Origin of the sequence: Corynebacterium nuruki S6-4, assembly GCF_007970465.1 — a bacterium.
Classification (GTDB): Bacteria; Actinomycetota; Actinomycetes; order Mycobacteriales; family Mycobacteriaceae; genus Corynebacterium; species Corynebacterium nuruki.
The window spans coordinates 2,524,981-2,540,473 of record NZ_CP042429.1 but is presented as its reverse complement, the minus strand read 5'-3'; the positions used below and the strand labels follow the sequence as shown (position 1 = coordinate 2,540,473).

Genomic DNA, 15,493 nt, shown 5'->3' with positions numbered 1-15,493 from the left:
GTGGCGGTACGGGTGCCTGAGAGTGTCTGACGGGGAGGTGTTTGCTCCTACGGCGGCCGGAATTCCACCGGCCTCTCCCACCACGGTTGCGAGCGGCGTATGAAGTTGTGGTTCTCGCGGTTAGGCGCGGTGACAGTATAGCCGCACCCGTGGCGCGGCACACAGCGAACAGGTGGGCGGGGTCACCATGTCACCGCGGCGACCACCGCCGGCACCACCGCGATCCATCCCGATGCCCAGTAGCCCAGCATCCCGGTCGGGATGCTGAACAGTCCGGTCTCCGTGATGCCGAAGTCGTCGTTGATGCGGGGGCGGCCCCGCAGCAGTCCGCCGACAAGCACCGTGACCACTGCCGCAGCCACCGCCGGCACCGGCGACGCGGGTACCCCGGTGAGCAGCAGCATCCCGGCGCCCAGGCCTGCGGTAACCGTCAGGAGCGCCGCGCGCCACCACCCCTCCCCCGGGATACGGAGCCGGGTCGCCCGCCACACCGCAGCGGCCGGGACCGCCCAACACAGGATGAGGAGGCCGCGTCCCCACGCCCCTGCCGCCGGGCCGAGTGCCGCGGCCACCAGCGCGACGGTCACGGACAGCAGCGGAATGTACCCCCGCCGGAGGATCCGGCGCAGCATCAGGGCCGGGAGCACTGGTCCCCTGATCCGCCGGGAGCGGACCGGGGCGTCCCGCAGCCAGGTCGCGGCGTAGATGTCCGCCGCACTCTCCGAGTCGAAGAGCTGGTGGGAGGCCGTCGCCATCGCCCGCGTGGTCCCGTTCGCGAGCACCGCGGACAGCCGACGTGGCCGGCACAGTCCCACGGCCAGGCGCAGCAGCCCGCCGATACCGGCTCCCAGCACGGTGAACACCGCGACCTGCGCCCACCCGGCGCGGTCGATCCGGGGGAACCGCCCGGCCGGGCGGAGCTCCCACTCCCACCGGTCACGGGCCACCGACCGCAGCGGGAACATCCGCTCGGCGACGGTGACGAGGATGACGAGTGCCGCGAGGGCGCAGAGGACCCGGAGAATGACTGCCGCGGTCACAGCGCGACCACCCGGTCGGCCACCTCGGTGACCGCCGGTGAATGGGACGCCACGACGACTGCCGCGCCACCGGAGCCCGCCCGCCGGAGTTCACCGCAGAGTACGCGGGTCCAGGCGACGTCCAGATGGCGCTCCGGCTCATCGAGCACCACGACGGGAGCGGCGGTGACCGCGACGACGGCGAGCTGGAGGCCCAGGTGGGCGCGCTGCCGTTGCCCGCTGGAGAGCCGCGACGGCAGGGTGTCCGGCAGGTCCCACACTTCCCAGGCCGCCGAGTCCGCCAGCAGGGCGTCCTTCGTGACGCCGGTCCGTCGGGCGAGGATTTCCACGTGTTCCCCGAGGGTGAGGTCGGGGAAGAATGTGGGGTCCGCGATGCGGATGACGGTGCCGGCCGCCGCCGGCGCGGCGGGATCGAGCAGGACGCCGTCGCCGCGGTGACGGACCCGGACCTCCCCGGAGCAGGGCGCGAGTTCCCCGGCGAGGGTGTCGATGAGTGTGGACTTCCCGGCGCCGTTCTGTCCGGTGAGGACGACGACGTCTCCCGGGAGGACGTCCGTGGTCAGTTGGCCGATCTCACCGGTGTGCCCGAAGATGCAGTCGATTCTGAGAGCAGGAGAGATATCCGGGGAGGAGAACAGCATATGTTCCACAGTATCGGTTGCCTCAGTTGCATCGGTTGCGCTGCCGTGACGACGGATACACATTCCGGCCGATCCGTGGCACGGTCCGGCCGGAATGTGTATCGGACGCAACCGTGCACCATCAGCGCCGTGGCGCCAGTCGGTCGAGCGCACCGGCGAGGATCCGGCTGGCATCTGCTTCCCCGAAGTCGGGGTTCTCCAGCGCGCGCAACGCGATCCCGTCCACCAGCAGCCGGAGTTCCAGGGCGCCCGCCGCCACGTCGACGGACACTCCGGATGCCGCCGCCAACCCCCGGACCACGTCGGCGCACAGCCCGTCGATCGCTTCGCCGGTCTGGCGGCGGATCCGGGCCAACCGCCCGTTGCCGGGGTTCGCGGTGAGCACCGCCAGCTGGGCAAGAAGCTCCGAACGGGTACCGCCGGTACCGCCCCCTCCACCGAACGGTTCGATCTGCATCAGCAGCTCCAGAGCCACCTGTCGGAAGTCCACAGAACGTCCCGCCTCGCGGGCTGCGAGGGTCCGCCGGTCCACCTCGGCGATCCGGGCCCGGGTGGTGGCTTCGGCGTCCTCGAGCAGCGCGATGAACAGGTCGTCATGGGAGGGGAAGATGTGCCGCAGTGATCCGGCGGACATGCCGGCCTCCTCGGCGACGTTGCGGACGCTCGCCGCCTCGATTCCCCGGTCGACGATGAGTCGGCGGGCGGCGGTGAGGGCGTCGGTGCGTCGGCGGGCGGCGGTGAGGCGGGTCATGGGGTCCACTGTATTCGCCCTTCCACTCTCTGACACGACCGTGCTACTATCGCGATCACCGACTAGCACAGTTGTATTACAACAAGGAGAACATCATGGTTGTCGCCATCATCAGTTGCGAAGTAGGCTTCTGGGTCCTCCTCGTCGCAGGGCTCCTCGCCCGCTACCCACTCAACCTCCCCCACGTCGGCCTGGTCCTGCTCGCAGCGACCCCGGTCGTCGACCTGCTGCTGCTCATCTTCACCGTCACCGACCTACGTACCGGCGGAGAACCCGGCGCCGCCCACGGCATCGCCGCCCTCTACCTCGGATTCTCCGTCGTCTTCGGACGCCGCATGGTCGCCTGGGCAGACCGGACGTACCGCCAGCGCGTCCGCCACGAGACTGTCCCCGACCCCCGTCCCACCAGCTGGTCCGGGAAACTGCGCGCCGAGGTCATCGACTTCGGACGCGCCCTGCTCGCCGCGGCACTCGCGGCGGTCATCCTGGAGATCTGCGTCCTGCTCGTCAACGGCACCGCGTACGAGGCACAGGCGACCGACACGCTGCGCGGTTGGTATGGCACGCTCGGCATCATCCTGGCTGTCTGGTTGGCCACCGGCCCGGTGTGGCAACTGTTCAGCAAACCGCACACGACGACCGACGAACGCCGGTAACAATGACGGTATGCCGAATCCTTTCGCCCGCTTCACCGCCCGCTTCACCACACCCGCCCTGCCGCAGGTCGTCCCCGGCGACGTCGCCCTGGTCACCGGAGCCACCTCCGGCATCGGCGCCGCCACCGCCACCGCCCTGGTCGACGCAGGTTTCCGCGTCATCGGAACCTCCCGCGACCCGCAGTCGCCGGGTGCCGTCGCGAACACCCCGGACCACGTCGAACTGGTCCCGCTCGACCTCGGCGACCCGGCGAGCATCGACCGGCTGCCCGGGGAACTGGCGGACATCGGCGTGGACGTCACCGGGCAGGCCGGCCCGCCGGTGAGCGTGCTGGTCAACAACGCCGGCGAATCGCAGAACGGCCCGCTGGAGGAACTCCCCCGCGACGCACTCGAGCGACTGTTCCAGGTCAACGTCCTCGGCCACGTCGAGGTCACCCAGCAGGTCCTGCCCGGCATGCGGGCACAGGGCCGCGGCCGGGTCGTGTTCGTCGGCTCGATGCTGGGCAGCTTCCCGCTGGCCCACCGCGGCAGCTACGGCGCCTCGAAGGCCGCCGTCAAGGCCTTCGGGTTCTCCGCCCGCCGCGAACTGCGCCCCTTCGGTATCGGGGTCAGTGTGATGGAGCCCGGCGCGATCGACACAGGCATCTCGCAGCGCCGGACGGTCTACATCGACCGGTCCGGCCCCTACGCCGACGAATTCGACACGATGCTGACCCACCTCAACGCCAACGAGAGTGCCGGGATCCACGCCGACCGGGTGACGGCCGAGATCATGCGGGCGGTGACGTCGCGGCGTCCGAAACCGCTGTACGCCGCCGGCTCAAGCGCCGGGGTGGCGTTCCCCGCCGCCCGGCTGCTCCCGCGGGACGCCATGCACGGGATCATCGCCGGTCGGCACGGCATCTGACCGGCCGGGCAGCGCGGTCGGAACCGGTGATCCACCCGCCGCACCCTGCCGGGCAGCGGCCCCGTCGCCGCGGCCGTCGCCCGGCCCGTCACTGCCGGGCGTCCGCCGCGAGTAGAACAGGTCCCGCCACGGTCTGGCGGAGACCGCCACCACCGTCGACCCCATCACCCCGATGAGGACGGCCACGCTGGCGATGACGTACAGCCACAGATGCGCCGAATCGAGCACCGCGATCTCAATCATCAGCACCAGCAGCCCCCCGACACCGGTCCAGCTGAGCAGCACGAACATCCGGTTCACCGGGTGCCGGCGGGGACCGAAGTAGTCGCGTTCGGTGAGGAGCACCCCCGAGATCAGGAGGAAGAAACTCACCGAGAAGTAGATGTAGAACAGCCATACCCCCGTGCCCGGGTCCACACGGCCGGTGAAGAAGACCACGCTGACGAGCATCAGCACGGCCGTGGCCAGGGTGGTGAAGCGACGGAGCATGGCTCCTATTGTGTCACAGCGTCACCAGGTCAGAGTGTCGCAGAGTCACAGTGTCACAGCCGGAACAGGACGTCGCCGGGCTCGCACGGCTCACCCGGGACCATCCGCCCCTCGACGGCGGCGATCCGCATCGCCACGACCGGGACGACCGGATCGAAGCCGAGACGCGCCAGTTCCCGCGGGGCGTAGGTGGTCACCCGCTGCCCCACCCGGATATGCTGCCCCTCTTTCACGTGGACCGAATAGCCCTGGCCGTCGAGGCGTCCGGTGTCGACGCCCAGGTGGGTGAGCACCGGAACGCCGGATTCGGTGACGATGACGAAGAAGTGGGGCATCAGACGGGTCAGGACGCCGCTCACCGGCGCCCGCAGTGTGACATGGTCGCGGTCCGGGTCGGGGACGACAGCCAGGCCGCCGCCGAGCGTCCCCGCGGCGAAGATCGGGTCAGGCACCGAGTCGAGGGAGGCGACGGTGCCGGGCATCGGGGTGATGATGTCCAGTGTCATCTGGTTGGGTGCGGTGTGGCTCCCCAGGGTGGTCTCCGGGTCTCTCATGGTGACAGTTTACGGGCGTGCCCGCAGGCCCACCGGGTTTTGCCGCTACTTCCCCGACCCGTTCCCCAGCGCGGCCGGCAGACTGCGGTCGGCCGCCCACTGCGACCAGCCACCGACGAAGTGGGACGCCCCGGGCAGTCCGGCGTGCTCCATCAGTGCCAGGAACAGGGCCGAGTCCACCCCGGACCCGGAGTACACGGCGACATCCTCCCCGGAGGTGATGCCGCGGCCCGCCAGCCGGTCGGCGACCGTCTCCGGCGCCGGGACATGCCCTTCCCCGGTGGCGGTGCCCGTCGCCGACCCGAGCAGCAGGTCCACCGGGATGTTCACCGCCCCGGGGATGTGCCCGGCACGGCGGTCGAGTGGTTCACGGCGTCCGATGAAACGTCCCTCCCCACGGACGTCGAGGAGGGTCTTCCCCGCCGCCAGCCACCCGTCGACGTCCCCGATCTCCAGCACGGGCATCGACCCGGGCACCACGTCGACGTGGCCGTGGCCGCGCATACAGCCGATCCCGGCGGCGAGGTCCCCACCGGCGGCGGTCCAGGCCGCGGTGCCGCCGTCGAGGATGCTGACGTCGGTGAGCCCCGCCCAGCGCAGCACCCACCAGGCGCGGGCGGCGTACAGCATGCGGCCGGCGTCGTAGATCCGCACCGGGACGTCGGCGCTCAATCCCCACTCGTCGAAGAAGTACTGCAGCCGGGCGGGGTCCGGCAGCGGGTTGCGCCCCACCCGCGGGTCGGGTGTGCCGACGAGCATGCGCTGCGGGTCGCAGAAGAACGATCCGGGGATGTGCTGGGACAGGTAGGCCTCCCAGGAGGAGTTGTCGACCGGGTAGCCGGAGAAACCCTCGGGCGAGTTGCGACCGGGTTCCCAGTGGGAGTCGAGGATGACCGTGCGGTCTCCGCGGGCGGTGGCGGCGTACAGGGCGTCGGCGGAGATGAATGGACTCATGAGCGCCATCTTAGAAGCACACCGCGGCCGACGCTGCCCGTCCGGGCCGCTATCCTCGTCGCCATGGACTTCGTCGACCCGTCGGTGAGGACGGTCTACGCCACCCTCGACCTCATCGGTGTGGTGCTCTACGGCATGATCGGCGCGACGATCGCGCGGGCCCGCAACTTCGACATCGTCGGCATCGTCTTCCTCGCCATCATCACCGCCCTCGGCGGCGGCATGATCCGCGACGTCCTCATCGACAACGGACCACCCGCCGCACTGCAGGACATGCGCTATTTCGGGCTGGCACTGCTCGGTGCCCTGCTGGCGACGGCCATCCATATGAACTCGCGGAGCTGGGAGATCTTCCGCGTCCACGGGGACGCCGTGGTGCTCGGCGTGTGGGCCGCGACCGGATCCACGAAGGCCCTCGCCAACGGGCTGCCGTGGTCCTCGGCACTGTTCCTCGGCGTGCTCACCGTCGTCGGCGGCGGCATGATCCGGGACGTGCTGACCGGCTCGGTGCCGGAGGTCTTCGGCGGGGCGACGCTCTACGCCACCCCGGCCGCGCTCACCGCCGCACTGATGGTCGCCGTCTACTCGGTGAACGAGTCCGGGGTCGCCGGCGATTTCCCGCTGCTGTTCGTCGGCATGATCGTCGCCCCGGTGCTCGGCGCGGGGATGATGATCCTGTCCTACTGGCGGGGCTGGAAACTCCCCGGGACACAGGATCTGTCGTGGGCGGCGCAGGCGAAACTGCGGCAGCCGATGACACTGGCGCGCGACATGGCGCGGCGCCGGTTCCGGATGCGGCGACGCGAGGAGCGCGAGGCGAGGAAGGCTGAACGGGCGGCGGCGCGCCGGGGACTGCGGGACCGGTTCGGCCGGACCTCCGGTCCCCGCGACGGGACCGACTCGGAATAGTCACCGGCCGAGGTACGTTCCGACGCTCCGGACGTTCCCCCGAGGGTGACTATTTCCCCGTGGTGCCGGGATGCGTGTAGCCGGGGGCGACGAGGACCGACCCGCCTTCCCGCCACTGGTCGACCAGCAGGTCGAGCCCTTCCCGCGGCGCGTCCGCCGGCACGCCGACCGCGAGCATCCGCGCCCCGACCGCCTCCACGGCACACCCCGCGGCGGTCAGGCCCTCGACGATCCGGCGGTACACCAGCGGATCGTCGTCCTCCACCGCGATGCGCAGGGTCGACCCACCGCCGCGCACGAGGACGCGGTCGAGGTGGGGGCGGCCGTCGACCGTGACGCACTCGACGATGTCCCCGAGAGCGACATCCGTCGCCGCGCACGGCACCGACCGCACGACGAAACGCGCCCCGCCGAGGCAGGACGCCGCGAGGGTCTCCGATCCGACCCCCGGGATCCCGTCGACGGGGACGGTGACGGTGGTGGCGGTGGAGTCATGGCCGGAGTTCTGCATCGCCGCCATCGTAGGCCGGAACGTCAGGGCACGACGAAGGTCCCCGCACCGGGCAGGGCCGGCAGATCGGCGAAGGGTCCGTCACCGACGGTCACGACAGAGACCGTCATGACCAGCGGGCCGGAACCGGGAGTGGCTACGGCGGTGGCCGGGGCCGTGTCGAACCCGGAATCCGGGCACGGGTCGACGGTTACGTTGCCGGCTGCGCCGGTGGCCGGGCTGAAGTAGTCGACCCGGACGTTCTTGTTCACGTAGGTGGTCGCGCAGACCTCCGGTGAGGTCGGTGCGGAGATGCCCACCTCCCCCGGACCGGTCGAGGTGGCGGTGACGGTGGCGAAGTGGACGCCGGGCACGACCAGTCCGTTGACCGTCAGGGCGGTGGCGGGGATCTGGTAGACGGGCACGGGTTGAGGCTCCGGTGCCGGCGCCGGCTCGTCGGCGGCGGCGCTGCCGGTGGCCAGTGCCGCACCGCAGGCGACGGCGCCGACGGCGGTGAGCACTCGGGTGGACAGGGACATCGTTCTCACATCCTGTGGGATCGACGGAAGGTTGTCACTGTGAACTACCTCCCCGCGGGGCGGTACCGTTACAGCCAGTCGCGTTCCCGGGCGATACGCCACGCCTCGAACCGGGTCGCCGCCCCCGTCTTGCCCATCGCCGACGACAGGTAGTTGCGGGTCGTCCCGGGTGCCAGGTGCACCGTGGCGGCGATCTGCTCCACCGATCCGCCGCGCCCGGCGGCCTCCAGCACCTCCACCTCCCGGTCGGTCAACGGGGACTCGTCGGCACTGATCGCGGCGGCGGCCAGGTCGGGGTCGATGTAGCGGCGTCCGGCGTGCACGGCGCGCACGGCGGTGGCGAACTCGGCGGCGGTGGAGGTCTTCCGCACGAACCCGGGGATCCCCGCGGCGAGGGCCTGCCGGAGCTCCCGGGGACGCCCGTGGCTGGTGACGATAAGGACCGCGGGAGTCTCCCCGGCCTGCTGCGCGAGCCGGCGGGCGGTCTCCACGCCGTCGATTCCGCCGAGCTGGAGGTCCATGACGACCACATCGGCACGGTGGGCGGCGTCGTCGGCAGCGGCGGCGTCCCACCAGGACAGCAGGTCCTCACCGGAGCCGAGGGTGGCGACGACCCGCAGGTCGTCCTCCAGGTCGAGCAGGGTGGACAGTGAACTGGCGACCAGGGATTCGTCGTCGACGACGACCACGGTGATACTCATGACGCTCCTGTCAGGGTGACGGTGAACCGGTCACCGTCGCGTTCGGCGACGAGGGACGCCCCGGCCGGCTCCGCGCGGCGTCTGATCCCGGCCAGCCCCGACAGTCGGCCGATGTCCCGCACCACCCCGTCATTGGCGACCGCCACCATGTCCGGAGCGAGGGTGATCCGCACCCGGGTGGCCTCCGAGTGCCGGATCACGTTCGTCGCCGCCTCCCGGACCAGCCAGGCGGCGACCTCGTCGAGCGGCTCACCGACGGTCGCCGGATCGCCCTCGACCGTGCACGCCACGCCCGCGCTGGTCAGCAGGTCGCGGGCCGACCGCAGTTCGGTGGCGAGGTCCGCGGTGCGGTAGCCCTCCACCACATCGTGCATCTCGGCGACCGTGGTGCGGGTCAGGGACTGCAGGTCGGCGAGTTCGGCGTCCAACCGGTCATCGCCGCGGGCGGCGAGTGCCCGGGCGAGTTCCGTCTTCACCGACATCGCGGCGAGGCGCTGACCGACCGTGTCGTGCAGTTCCTGGGCGAAGCGGAGACGCTCCTCACTGACCTGCAGCGCACTCTCGGTGATGCGGGCACGGTCGAGCTGTCTGGCCACGGACACGGTCCACGCCGACAGCAGTGTCGTCATGAGGAAGAAGGGGATGAACAGGGCCATCCACCAGTTCCCGCCGAGGACCAGCGCGGTCACCACCGTGGCGGCCGCGGCGACCGGCCAGTGGTACGGCAGCCAGGGCAGGACGGCCAACGGCACGACGAACAGGGACATGACAACGAGCGGCGCCCCGCCCGCGGACACTTCGTCGTTCCCCGACAGGGTCAGCAGGATTCCCGCCAGCCAGCAGGACGCCCCCAGCACCGTCGCGGCGGGGAGCAGCCACGGCACGGCACGACGCGGCGCGGTGGAGAACTCGGGGCGGAACTCGAGGACCGCGACACCGACGGCGATGAGCAGCAGGGACGCCACGATGTCGACGGTGCTGAGCCAGACGGGCGGGGTGACGTCGGTGTCCACGAACATGACGACGACCACCACGTACAGGCCGAAGAACACGACCATCGCATCGAGTGACAGTCGTGTGTAGACGGCGAGCTTCGCGCCGCCGCCCAAGGTCCGCCAGGTCCGGAAAGGGTTCACGGCACCCATTGTGTCAGTTCCTGTTCCCGGCCGGTCAGCTCCGGACATCCCACTTCACGTACTTCGCACCGGCCCACAGGCAGAGGACCGCCCAGGCGGCGAGCATGACCATCATCGGCCAGGTCTCCCCGAGGACGCCCGCGGCGTCCAGCGGGGCGGGGCCGTCATCGGCGATGCGCTGGGTCATGGTGCTGCCCGTCCAGCCGTACTCGGAGAGGTCGAAGACCAGGGCGAACGGGGTACGTCCGATGATGTCGTTGACCTGGTCGGGGAACATCTGGCGGATGCTGCCCATCGAGGCGAACATGAGGACCATCACCGGCAGGGAGGTGATCTGGGCGGCTTCCGCGTTCTTCGTCATGCCGCTGGTGAGCAGCGCCAGGCCGGTGCAGACCGCGAGACCGAGCAGGACGCCGACGATGACCGGCAGCACGTTCACCGGCCCCGGGGCGCCGAGGACGATGAGGACGACCACCATGACGACGGTGAGCAGGACCGTCAGGACGCCGCCGGGGAAGGAGAACGCGCCGAGGATCTCCGCATCGCGGGCCTCGCCGGTGCGCAGCCGTTTCATCACGCCTTCGTCGCGGCGGGTCGTGACCATCGACAGCACCGTGTAGTACTGCACGAATATCAGGGCGAAGACCAGGAAGTACTCCAGGGCCATGGCGGCGGCGTCCGTGACGGTGGAGCCGTCGGCGGCCTTCGTGACGAAGAACATCGCCAGGCCGAAGCCGAGGGGGAAGACAGCGGCGTTGATGAGCAGGGTGCGGTTGCGGAGGAACTGGAGGGTCTCGGAGCGGGCCAGGGCGGTGACGCGGGAGACGATCCGGGACGCCGCTCCGGTGCGGGGCGGGGTGGCGGTGCGCTGTGATGGGCGGGTTGTGTTGGTTGCAGTGGTCATGACGGGTGTTCCTTTCTCTGTGTTCCGGTCAGGGTTTCCCGGTCAGGCGGCCTGTGCGTCGGCACCGGCGATGCGGTGGAAGACGCGCTCGAGGCTGGCGGGGCGGGCGGTGAAGTGGTCGAAGGTGATGCCCTGTGCGGCGGCCCAGTCGAGGAGCCGGTGGGCGTCCCGCTGGAGGTGGGTTGTCTGGATCCGGAGACGGTCACCGTCGCGGCTGACGAGAGCTCCGGGGAAGTCGGGGAAACCGGTGGTGTCCGGGAGGTGCGGGAGGGCGTCCGGGCCGGCGCCGGGACCGTTGCCCGGCAGGGTCGCGGTGATCTCCGCACCCTCGGCGGCGACGAGGTCGTCGAGGCTGCCTTCCACGGCGATGCGGCCGGCATGCATGATCGCGATGCGGTCGGCGAGGCGTTCGGCCTCTTCGAGGTAGTGGGTGGTGAGGACCATCGTCACGCCGCGGGCCTTCAGGTCGGCGAGCAGTTCCCAGGTCCGGGCGCGGGACTCGGGGTCCAGGCCGGTGGTGGGTTCGTCGAGGAAGATGACGCGGGGATCGTTGAGCAGGGCGCAGGCGAGGTCGAGGCGTCGCTGCTCGCCGCCGGAGAGGGAGCCGACGCGGGTGGTGAGCCGGTGGGTCAGGTCGACCTCGGCGAGGACCTCGGCGGTGGGACGCGGGGTGGAGCAGGTGCCGGCCCACATGCGCATGGTCTCGGCGACGGTGAGTTCCTTGGGCAGGCCACCGTTCTGCAGCATGATGCCGAGGTCGGGGCGGACGATGTCGCGGTCGGTCTTCGGGTCGTGGCCGAAGATGGCGACGGTGCCGCCGGTGGGGGCGGCGAGGCCCTCGATGACTTCGAGGGAGGAGGTCTTCCCGGCGCCGTTGGTGCCGAGGAGGCCGTAGACTTCGCCGCGCCGGACCTCGAAGCTGATGCCGTCGACGGCGGTGTAGGCGTCTTTCTTCCTGCCGGTGGGGCGGTAGGTGCGGGTCAGGTCCCGGACGGTGATGACGGGGGCGGTGGTGGTGCGGCGGGTGGTCGGGGTGGCCGTGGGCTCGGTTGCTGTGCTCATGCCTCCGATCGTGCCGCGGACGCGTCGGCGCTGGTAGAGGCGTTTGTCACGGGTTGCCGCGCATCTGTCACCAGGTTCGTGTGACAGGTGTCATCTCAGGTGCCGGTGTTATCGGCGATGCGGTGTCGATGCTGCCTCCGGGTGTGCGTCGGCAGGGTGGCCCGGCGGGAAAATCCACCCTGCCGACGCACACCCGCGCCGCTGGATCAGCCGGTGACACGCCCGCGGACGGGATGTCCGGAGAACGGGCAACGTAGCCCCGGGGAAACTACAGCCGGCAGCCGTCGGGACCGCAGGCGGAATCCCCGTCGGAACTGTCGCCGGTCACAGTGGTCAGCCCCTGGTGCGACCGCTCCCACGCCTGCTCCAGCGCCCGGCCGAACACCTCGACCGGCTGCGCCCCCGGCACCGCCAGCGCCATGTCCAGTACGAACGTCGGCACCGAGTTCAGTCCGAGGGTCGCCGCCTGCCGGACATCCTGTTCCACGGCGGGGATCCGGGAGCCGGAATCCAGCTCATCACGGACCGCGGCGGCGTCCAGCCCGGCGGCGACGCCGACACGCTCCAGCACCGCCGGGGACCCGATGTCCTCGCCGTCCTCGAAGTGCGCCCGGAACAGGGCCTCCTCGACGGCGTTCACCGTGCCGGCCGCCCCAGTCGCATCGGCCGCGTCCGTCCCCGCGTCCGTCCCTGCGTCCGTCTCCTTGGCCAGCTGGATGAGCTGGTGCGCCCGCATGGAGTTCGCGACGACGAGACTGTCGAAGTCGTAGTGCAGCCCCTCCCCCGCCGCCTGCTCGGCGACGTGGCCGAACATGGCCCGGACCTGCCCGACCGGCATACCCTTGGACGCCGCGAGGTACTCCGCCTCGGTACGGTCGTCGTGCTCCGGGAGGGTGGGGTCCAGCTGGTAGGAGTGCCACGTCACCGTGACCTCGTCCTTGTGGGGGAAGGCTGCGAGTGCGGTCTCGAAGCGGCGCTTGCCGATGAAGCACCACGGGCAGGCGACGTCGGACCAGATATCGATGTTCACGTCCGCTGCAACCGCCCGGGGCGTCCCGCTATTCCGGTGGGATGAGGGCACCGCAGGCCCCACGCAGAAAAATCTTCACCGCCCGGGGCACGGATCCGGTGGTGGATCCGTGCCCCGGGCGGTGAAGATTTCGGGGGCGGGGGTCAGTCCTCGTGGGCGACCGCCTGGATGGACAGGGCGTCCACCCCGTCGGCGATGTGCGGGTCGACATCGACCTGCACCGTGTCGCCGTCGCGGACCTCACCGGCGAGCAGCTTCTTCGCCAGCTCGTCGCCGATCGCCTTCTGGATCAGGCGGCGCAGCGGCCGGGCACCGTAGGCCGGTTCGTAGCCGCGCTCGGCGAGCCAGCCCTTCGCGGCGTCGGTGACCTGCAGGTCCAGCCGACGGGCGGACAGCCGCTCGGCGAGCTGGGAGACCTGGATCTCCACGATCGACTTCAGCTGCTCTGCGGACAGGGAATCGAAGATGACCACGTCATCGAGCCGGTTGATGAACTCCGGCTTGAAGGCGTGCTTCACCGCGTCCATGACCTGCTCGTCGGTCCCGCCGGCACCCAGGTTCGAGGTGAGGATCAGGATGGTGTTCCTGAAGTCCACCGTCCGACCCTGGCCGTCGGTCAGCCGACCTTCGTCGAGCACCTGCAGCAGCACGTCGAAGACGTCCGGGTGTGCCTTCTCGACCTCGTCGAACAGCACCACCGTGTAGGGGCGGCGCCGCACGGCCTCGGTGAGCTGACCACCGGCGTCGTAGCCGACGTATCCGGGGGGAGCACCGACCAGACGTGCCACGGAGTGCTTCTCGCCGTACTCCGACATGTCGATGCGGACCATGGCGTGCTCGTCGTCGAACAGGAACTCCGCCAGCGCCTTCGCCAGCTCGGTCTTACCGACACCGGTCGGACCGAGGAACAGGAAGGAACCGGTCGGCCGGTTCGGGTCGGCGACACCGGCACGCGACCGGCGCACGGCGTCCGACACGGCGGTGACGGCGGCCTTCTGGCCGACGACACGACCACCCAGCACCTTCTCCATGGCGAGCAGCTTCTCCGTCTCGCCCTGCAGCATCTTGCCGGCGGGGATCCCGGTCCAGGCGGAGACGACCTCGGCGATGGTGTCCGGGGTGACCTCCTCGGTCAGCATCCGGTCCTCCTCCGCCTTCGCGGCGGTCTCCTCGGCCTCGGCGAGCTCCTTCTCCAGCTCCGGAATCCGGCCGTAGCGCAGCTCGGCGACACGGGCGTAATCCCCGTCGCGCTCGGCGATCTCCGACTCGGTCTTCAGGCCGTCGAGTTCCTCCTTGACGGCGCGGACCTTGTCGATGGAGCCCTTCTCGTTCTCCCACCGGGCTGTCAGGCCCGACAGCTTCTCCCGCTCATCGGCGAGTTCGGCACGCAGCTTGACCAGGCGGTCCTTGGAGGCCTCGTCGGTCTCCTGGCTCAGCGCCATCTCCTCGATCTCGAGGCGGCGGACGACGCGCTCGGCATCGTCGATCTCCTCGGGGCGCGAGTCGATCTCCATGCGCAGCCGGGACCCGGCCTCGTCGACGAGGTCGATGGCCTTGTCCGGCAGGAACCGGCTGGTGATGTAGCGGTCCGACAGGGTTGCGGCGCTGACCAGCGCGGAATCCTGGATCCGGACGCCGTGGTGGACCTCGTAGCGTTCCTTGAGGCCACGCAGGATGCCGATGGTGTCCTCCACCGTCGGCTCACCGACGTAGACCTGCTGGAAACGACGCTCCAGGGCGGCGTCCTTCTCGATGTACTTGCGGTACTCGTCGAGGGTGGTCGCACCGACCAGGCGCAGCTCACCACGGGCGAGCAGCGGCTTGATCATGTTGCCGGCGTCCATGGCGGACTCACCGGTGGCACCGGCACCGACGATGGTGTGCAGCTCGTCGATGAAGGTGATGATCTCGCCCTCGGCCTCCTTGATCTCGTCGAGGACCGCCTTGAGGCGTTCCTCGAACTCGCCGCGGTACTTCGCGCCGGCGACCATGGAGCCGAGGTCCAGGCTGATGAGCTTCTTGCCGCGCAGCGACTCGGGCACGTCGCCGGCGACGATGCGCCGCGCGAGGCCCTCGACGATGGCGGTCTTGCCCACACCGGGCTCACCGATGAGCACCGGGTTGTTCTTCGTGCGGCGGCTCAGCACCTGGACGACACGACGGATCTCCTGGTCACGACCGATGACCGGGTCGATCTTGCCTTCGCGGGCCCGGGCGGTGAGGTCGGTGGAGTACTTCTCCAGCGCCTGGAACTGCCCTTCGGGCTCCTCGGTGGTGACCTTGCGGTTGCCGCGGACGGATTCGAAGGCGCCGCGGATGGCTTCGAAGGTGCCGCCGCGGTTCTGGAGGGCCTGGGCGGCGTCCGAGCTGCCCTTGGCGATGCCGGCGAGCAGGACCTCGGTGGAGACGTAGGTGTCGCCGAGCTCCTCGGCGAGTTCCTGCGCGGCGGTGAGGGCGTTGAGGGCGTCCCGGTTGAAGTTCGGGTTCGCCATGCCGGAGCCCTGCGCCGACGGGTAGCCGTCGACGAGGTCGCGGGCGTCGGACAGAACGCCCTGGGGGTCGACCCCGGCGGCCTGGAGGACCGGCCGGGCGATGGAATCCTCCTGGTCGAGGATGGCGACCAGGAGGTGGGCGGGCCGGATGTCCGGGTTGCCCTTGGCGCTGGCGGACTGCAGTGCAGCCTGCAGGGCCTCCTGGGTGCGGGTGGTGGGGGTGAAACCGCTCATG

The 15,493-nt window shown here is 70.4% G+C and carries 17 protein-coding genes; 3 read left to right on the top strand and 14 right to left on the bottom strand.

Annotated features, from left to right (window positions below):
• Positions 1 to 182: 182 nt before the first annotated feature.
• The 3 genes from FSW06_RS11295 to FSW06_RS11285 form a co-directional block, all read right to left on the bottom strand.
• Positions 183 to 1,040, bottom strand: coding sequence for a hypothetical protein (locus FSW06_RS11295; RefSeq protein WP_010120408.1), 858 nt, complete (start codon positions 1,038 to 1,040; stop codon positions 183 to 185).
• On the bottom strand, positions 1,037 to 1,681 hold the full coding sequence (locus tag FSW06_RS11290) for an ABC transporter ATP-binding protein (RefSeq protein WP_010120410.1): 645 nt from the start codon (positions 1,679 to 1,681) through the stop codon (positions 1,037 to 1,039). The genes FSW06_RS11295 and FSW06_RS11290 overlap by 4 nt, the downstream gene beginning before the upstream one ends.
• A gap of 121 nt (positions 1,682 to 1,802) precedes the next feature.
• Positions 1,803 to 2,432: a TetR/AcrR family transcriptional regulator gene (locus FSW06_RS11285; protein ID WP_010120412.1), complete on the bottom strand. Its 630-nt coding sequence runs from the start codon at positions 2,430 to 2,432 to the stop codon at positions 1,803 to 1,805.
• Positions 2,433 to 2,527: 95 nt separating this feature from the next.
• On the opposite strand from FSW06_RS11285, the gene FSW06_RS11280 reads away from it, so the two are divergent.
• Both FSW06_RS11280 and FSW06_RS11275 read left to right on the top strand, forming a co-directional pair.
• Positions 2,528 to 3,088, top strand: coding sequence for a hypothetical protein (locus FSW06_RS11280; RefSeq protein ID WP_010120414.1), 561 nt, complete (start codon positions 2,528 to 2,530; stop codon positions 3,086 to 3,088).
• 10 nt (positions 3,089 to 3,098) lie between these two features.
• Positions 3,099 to 3,998, top strand: coding sequence for an SDR family oxidoreductase (locus FSW06_RS11275; RefSeq protein ID WP_010120415.1), 900 nt, complete (start codon positions 3,099 to 3,101; stop codon positions 3,996 to 3,998).
• Here the strand turns inward: FSW06_RS11275 and FSW06_RS11270 are convergent.
• From FSW06_RS11270 to FSW06_RS11260, 3 genes are read right to left on the bottom strand one after another with little or no spacing between them, the layout of a single operon-like run.
• Positions 3,912 to 4,487, bottom strand: coding sequence for a hypothetical protein (locus FSW06_RS11270; protein WP_010120417.1), 576 nt, complete (start codon positions 4,485 to 4,487; stop codon positions 3,912 to 3,914). The two genes, FSW06_RS11275 and FSW06_RS11270, sit on opposite strands and share 87 nt — an antisense overlap.
• A 53-nt stretch (positions 4,488 to 4,540) precedes the next feature.
• Positions 4,541 to 5,041 carry a PTS sugar transporter subunit IIA gene (locus FSW06_RS11265; RefSeq protein ID WP_010120419.1) on the bottom strand — a complete coding sequence of 167 codons (501 nt, stop codon included), beginning with the start codon at positions 5,039 to 5,041 and terminating at the stop codon, positions 4,541 to 4,543.
• A 45-nt stretch (positions 5,042 to 5,086) separates the two neighbouring features.
• Complete coding sequence (locus tag FSW06_RS11260) at positions 5,087 to 5,995, bottom strand: sulfurtransferase (protein WP_238525954.1); 909 nt, start codon at positions 5,993 to 5,995, stop codon at positions 5,087 to 5,089.
• Positions 5,996 to 6,058: 63 nt separating this feature from the next.
• Here FSW06_RS11260 and FSW06_RS11255 point away from each other — a divergent pair, with 63 nt between their 5' ends.
• Positions 6,059 to 6,904, top strand: coding sequence for a trimeric intracellular cation channel family protein (locus FSW06_RS11255; RefSeq protein WP_010120423.1), 846 nt, complete (start codon positions 6,059 to 6,061; stop codon positions 6,902 to 6,904).
• 49 nt (positions 6,905 to 6,953) lie between these two features.
• On the opposite strand, the gene FSW06_RS11250 is transcribed toward FSW06_RS11255, so the two are convergent.
• The 8 genes from FSW06_RS11250 to clpB form a co-directional block, all read right to left on the bottom strand.
• Positions 6,954 to 7,415 (bottom strand): DUF4265 domain-containing protein, encoded by a 462-nt coding sequence (locus FSW06_RS11250; RefSeq protein WP_029449482.1) that lies wholly within the window; start codon positions 7,413 to 7,415, stop codon positions 6,954 to 6,956.
• 23 nt (positions 7,416 to 7,438) lie between these two features.
• Complete coding sequence (locus tag FSW06_RS11245; RefSeq protein ID WP_010120426.1) at positions 7,439 to 7,933, bottom strand: hypothetical protein; 495 nt, start codon at positions 7,931 to 7,933, stop codon at positions 7,439 to 7,441.
• Positions 7,934 to 8,001: 68 nt separating this feature from the next.
• Complete coding sequence (locus FSW06_RS11240) at positions 8,002 to 8,634, bottom strand: response regulator transcription factor (RefSeq protein WP_010120428.1); 633 nt, start codon at positions 8,632 to 8,634, stop codon at positions 8,002 to 8,004.
• Positions 8,631 to 9,779, bottom strand: coding sequence for a sensor histidine kinase (locus FSW06_RS11235; RefSeq protein ID WP_010120430.1), 1,149 nt, complete (start codon positions 9,777 to 9,779; stop codon positions 8,631 to 8,633). The genes FSW06_RS11240 and FSW06_RS11235 overlap by 4 nt, the downstream gene beginning before the upstream one ends.
• A 25-nt stretch (positions 9,780 to 9,804) precedes the next feature.
• Positions 9,805 to 10,674, bottom strand: a complete 870-nt coding sequence (locus tag FSW06_RS11230) for an ABC transporter permease (RefSeq protein ID WP_010120432.1) — start codon at positions 10,672 to 10,674, stop codon at positions 9,805 to 9,807.
• A 42-nt stretch (positions 10,675 to 10,716) separates the two neighbouring features.
• Positions 10,717 to 11,736, bottom strand: a complete 1,020-nt coding sequence (locus FSW06_RS11225) for an ABC transporter ATP-binding protein (RefSeq protein WP_010120434.1) — start codon at positions 11,734 to 11,736, stop codon at positions 10,717 to 10,719.
• A 268-nt stretch (positions 11,737 to 12,004) separates the two neighbouring features.
• Positions 12,005 to 12,766: a DsbA family oxidoreductase gene (locus FSW06_RS11220; RefSeq protein ID WP_010120436.1), complete on the bottom strand. Its 762-nt coding sequence runs from the start codon at positions 12,764 to 12,766 to the stop codon at positions 12,005 to 12,007.
• A gap of 143 nt (positions 12,767 to 12,909) precedes the next feature.
• On the bottom strand, positions 12,910 to 15,492 hold the full coding sequence (gene clpB, locus FSW06_RS11215) for an ATP-dependent chaperone ClpB (protein ID WP_010120438.1): 2,583 nt from the start codon (positions 15,490 to 15,492) through the stop codon (positions 12,910 to 12,912).
• Position 15,493: the final 1 nt, after the last annotated feature.

Coding starts and splice junctions, on each gene's coding strand:
- FSW06_RS11290 (WP_010120410.1), bottom strand. CDS start 1,681: ATGCTGTTCTCCTCCCCGGATATCTCTCCTGCTCTCAGAATCGACTGC.
- FSW06_RS11285 (WP_010120412.1), bottom strand. CDS start 2,432: ATGACCCGCCTCACCGCCGCCCGCCGACGCACCGACGCCCTCACCGCC.
- FSW06_RS11280 (WP_010120414.1), top strand. CDS start 2,528: ATGGTTGTCGCCATCATCAGTTGCGAAGTAGGCTTCTGGGTCCTCCTC.
- FSW06_RS11275 (WP_010120415.1), top strand. CDS start 3,099: ATGCCGAATCCTTTCGCCCGCTTCACCGCCCGCTTCACCACACCCGCC.
- FSW06_RS11270 (WP_010120417.1), bottom strand. CDS start 4,487: ATGCTCCGTCGCTTCACCACCCTGGCCACGGCCGTGCTGATGCTCGTC.
- FSW06_RS11265 (WP_010120419.1), bottom strand. CDS start 5,041: ATGAGAGACCCGGAGACCACCCTGGGGAGCCACACCGCACCCAACCAG.
- FSW06_RS11260 (WP_238525954.1), bottom strand. CDS start 5,995: ATGAGTCCATTCATCTCCGCCGACGCCCTGTACGCCGCCACCGCCCGC.
- FSW06_RS11255 (WP_010120423.1), top strand. CDS start 6,059: ATGGACTTCGTCGACCCGTCGGTGAGGACGGTCTACGCCACCCTCGAC.
- FSW06_RS11250 (WP_029449482.1), bottom strand. CDS start 7,415: ATGCAGAACTCCGGCCATGACTCCACCGCCACCACCGTCACCGTCCCC.
- FSW06_RS11245 (WP_010120426.1), bottom strand. CDS start 7,933: ATGTCCCTGTCCACCCGAGTGCTCACCGCCGTCGGCGCCGTCGCCTGC.
- FSW06_RS11240 (WP_010120428.1), bottom strand. CDS start 8,634: ATGAGTATCACCGTGGTCGTCGTCGACGACGAATCCCTGGTCGCCAGT.
- FSW06_RS11235 (WP_010120430.1), bottom strand. CDS start 9,779: ATGGGTGCCGTGAACCCTTTCCGGACCTGGCGGACCTTGGGCGGCGGC.
- FSW06_RS11230 (WP_010120432.1), bottom strand. CDS start 10,674: ATGACCACTGCAACCAACACAACCCGCCCATCACAGCGCACCGCCACC.
- FSW06_RS11225 (WP_010120434.1), bottom strand. CDS start 11,736: ATGAGCACAGCAACCGAGCCCACGGCCACCCCGACCACCCGCCGCACC.
- clpB (WP_010120438.1), bottom strand. CDS start 15,492: ATGAGCGGTTTCACCCCCACCACCCGCACCCAGGAGGCCCTGCAGGCT.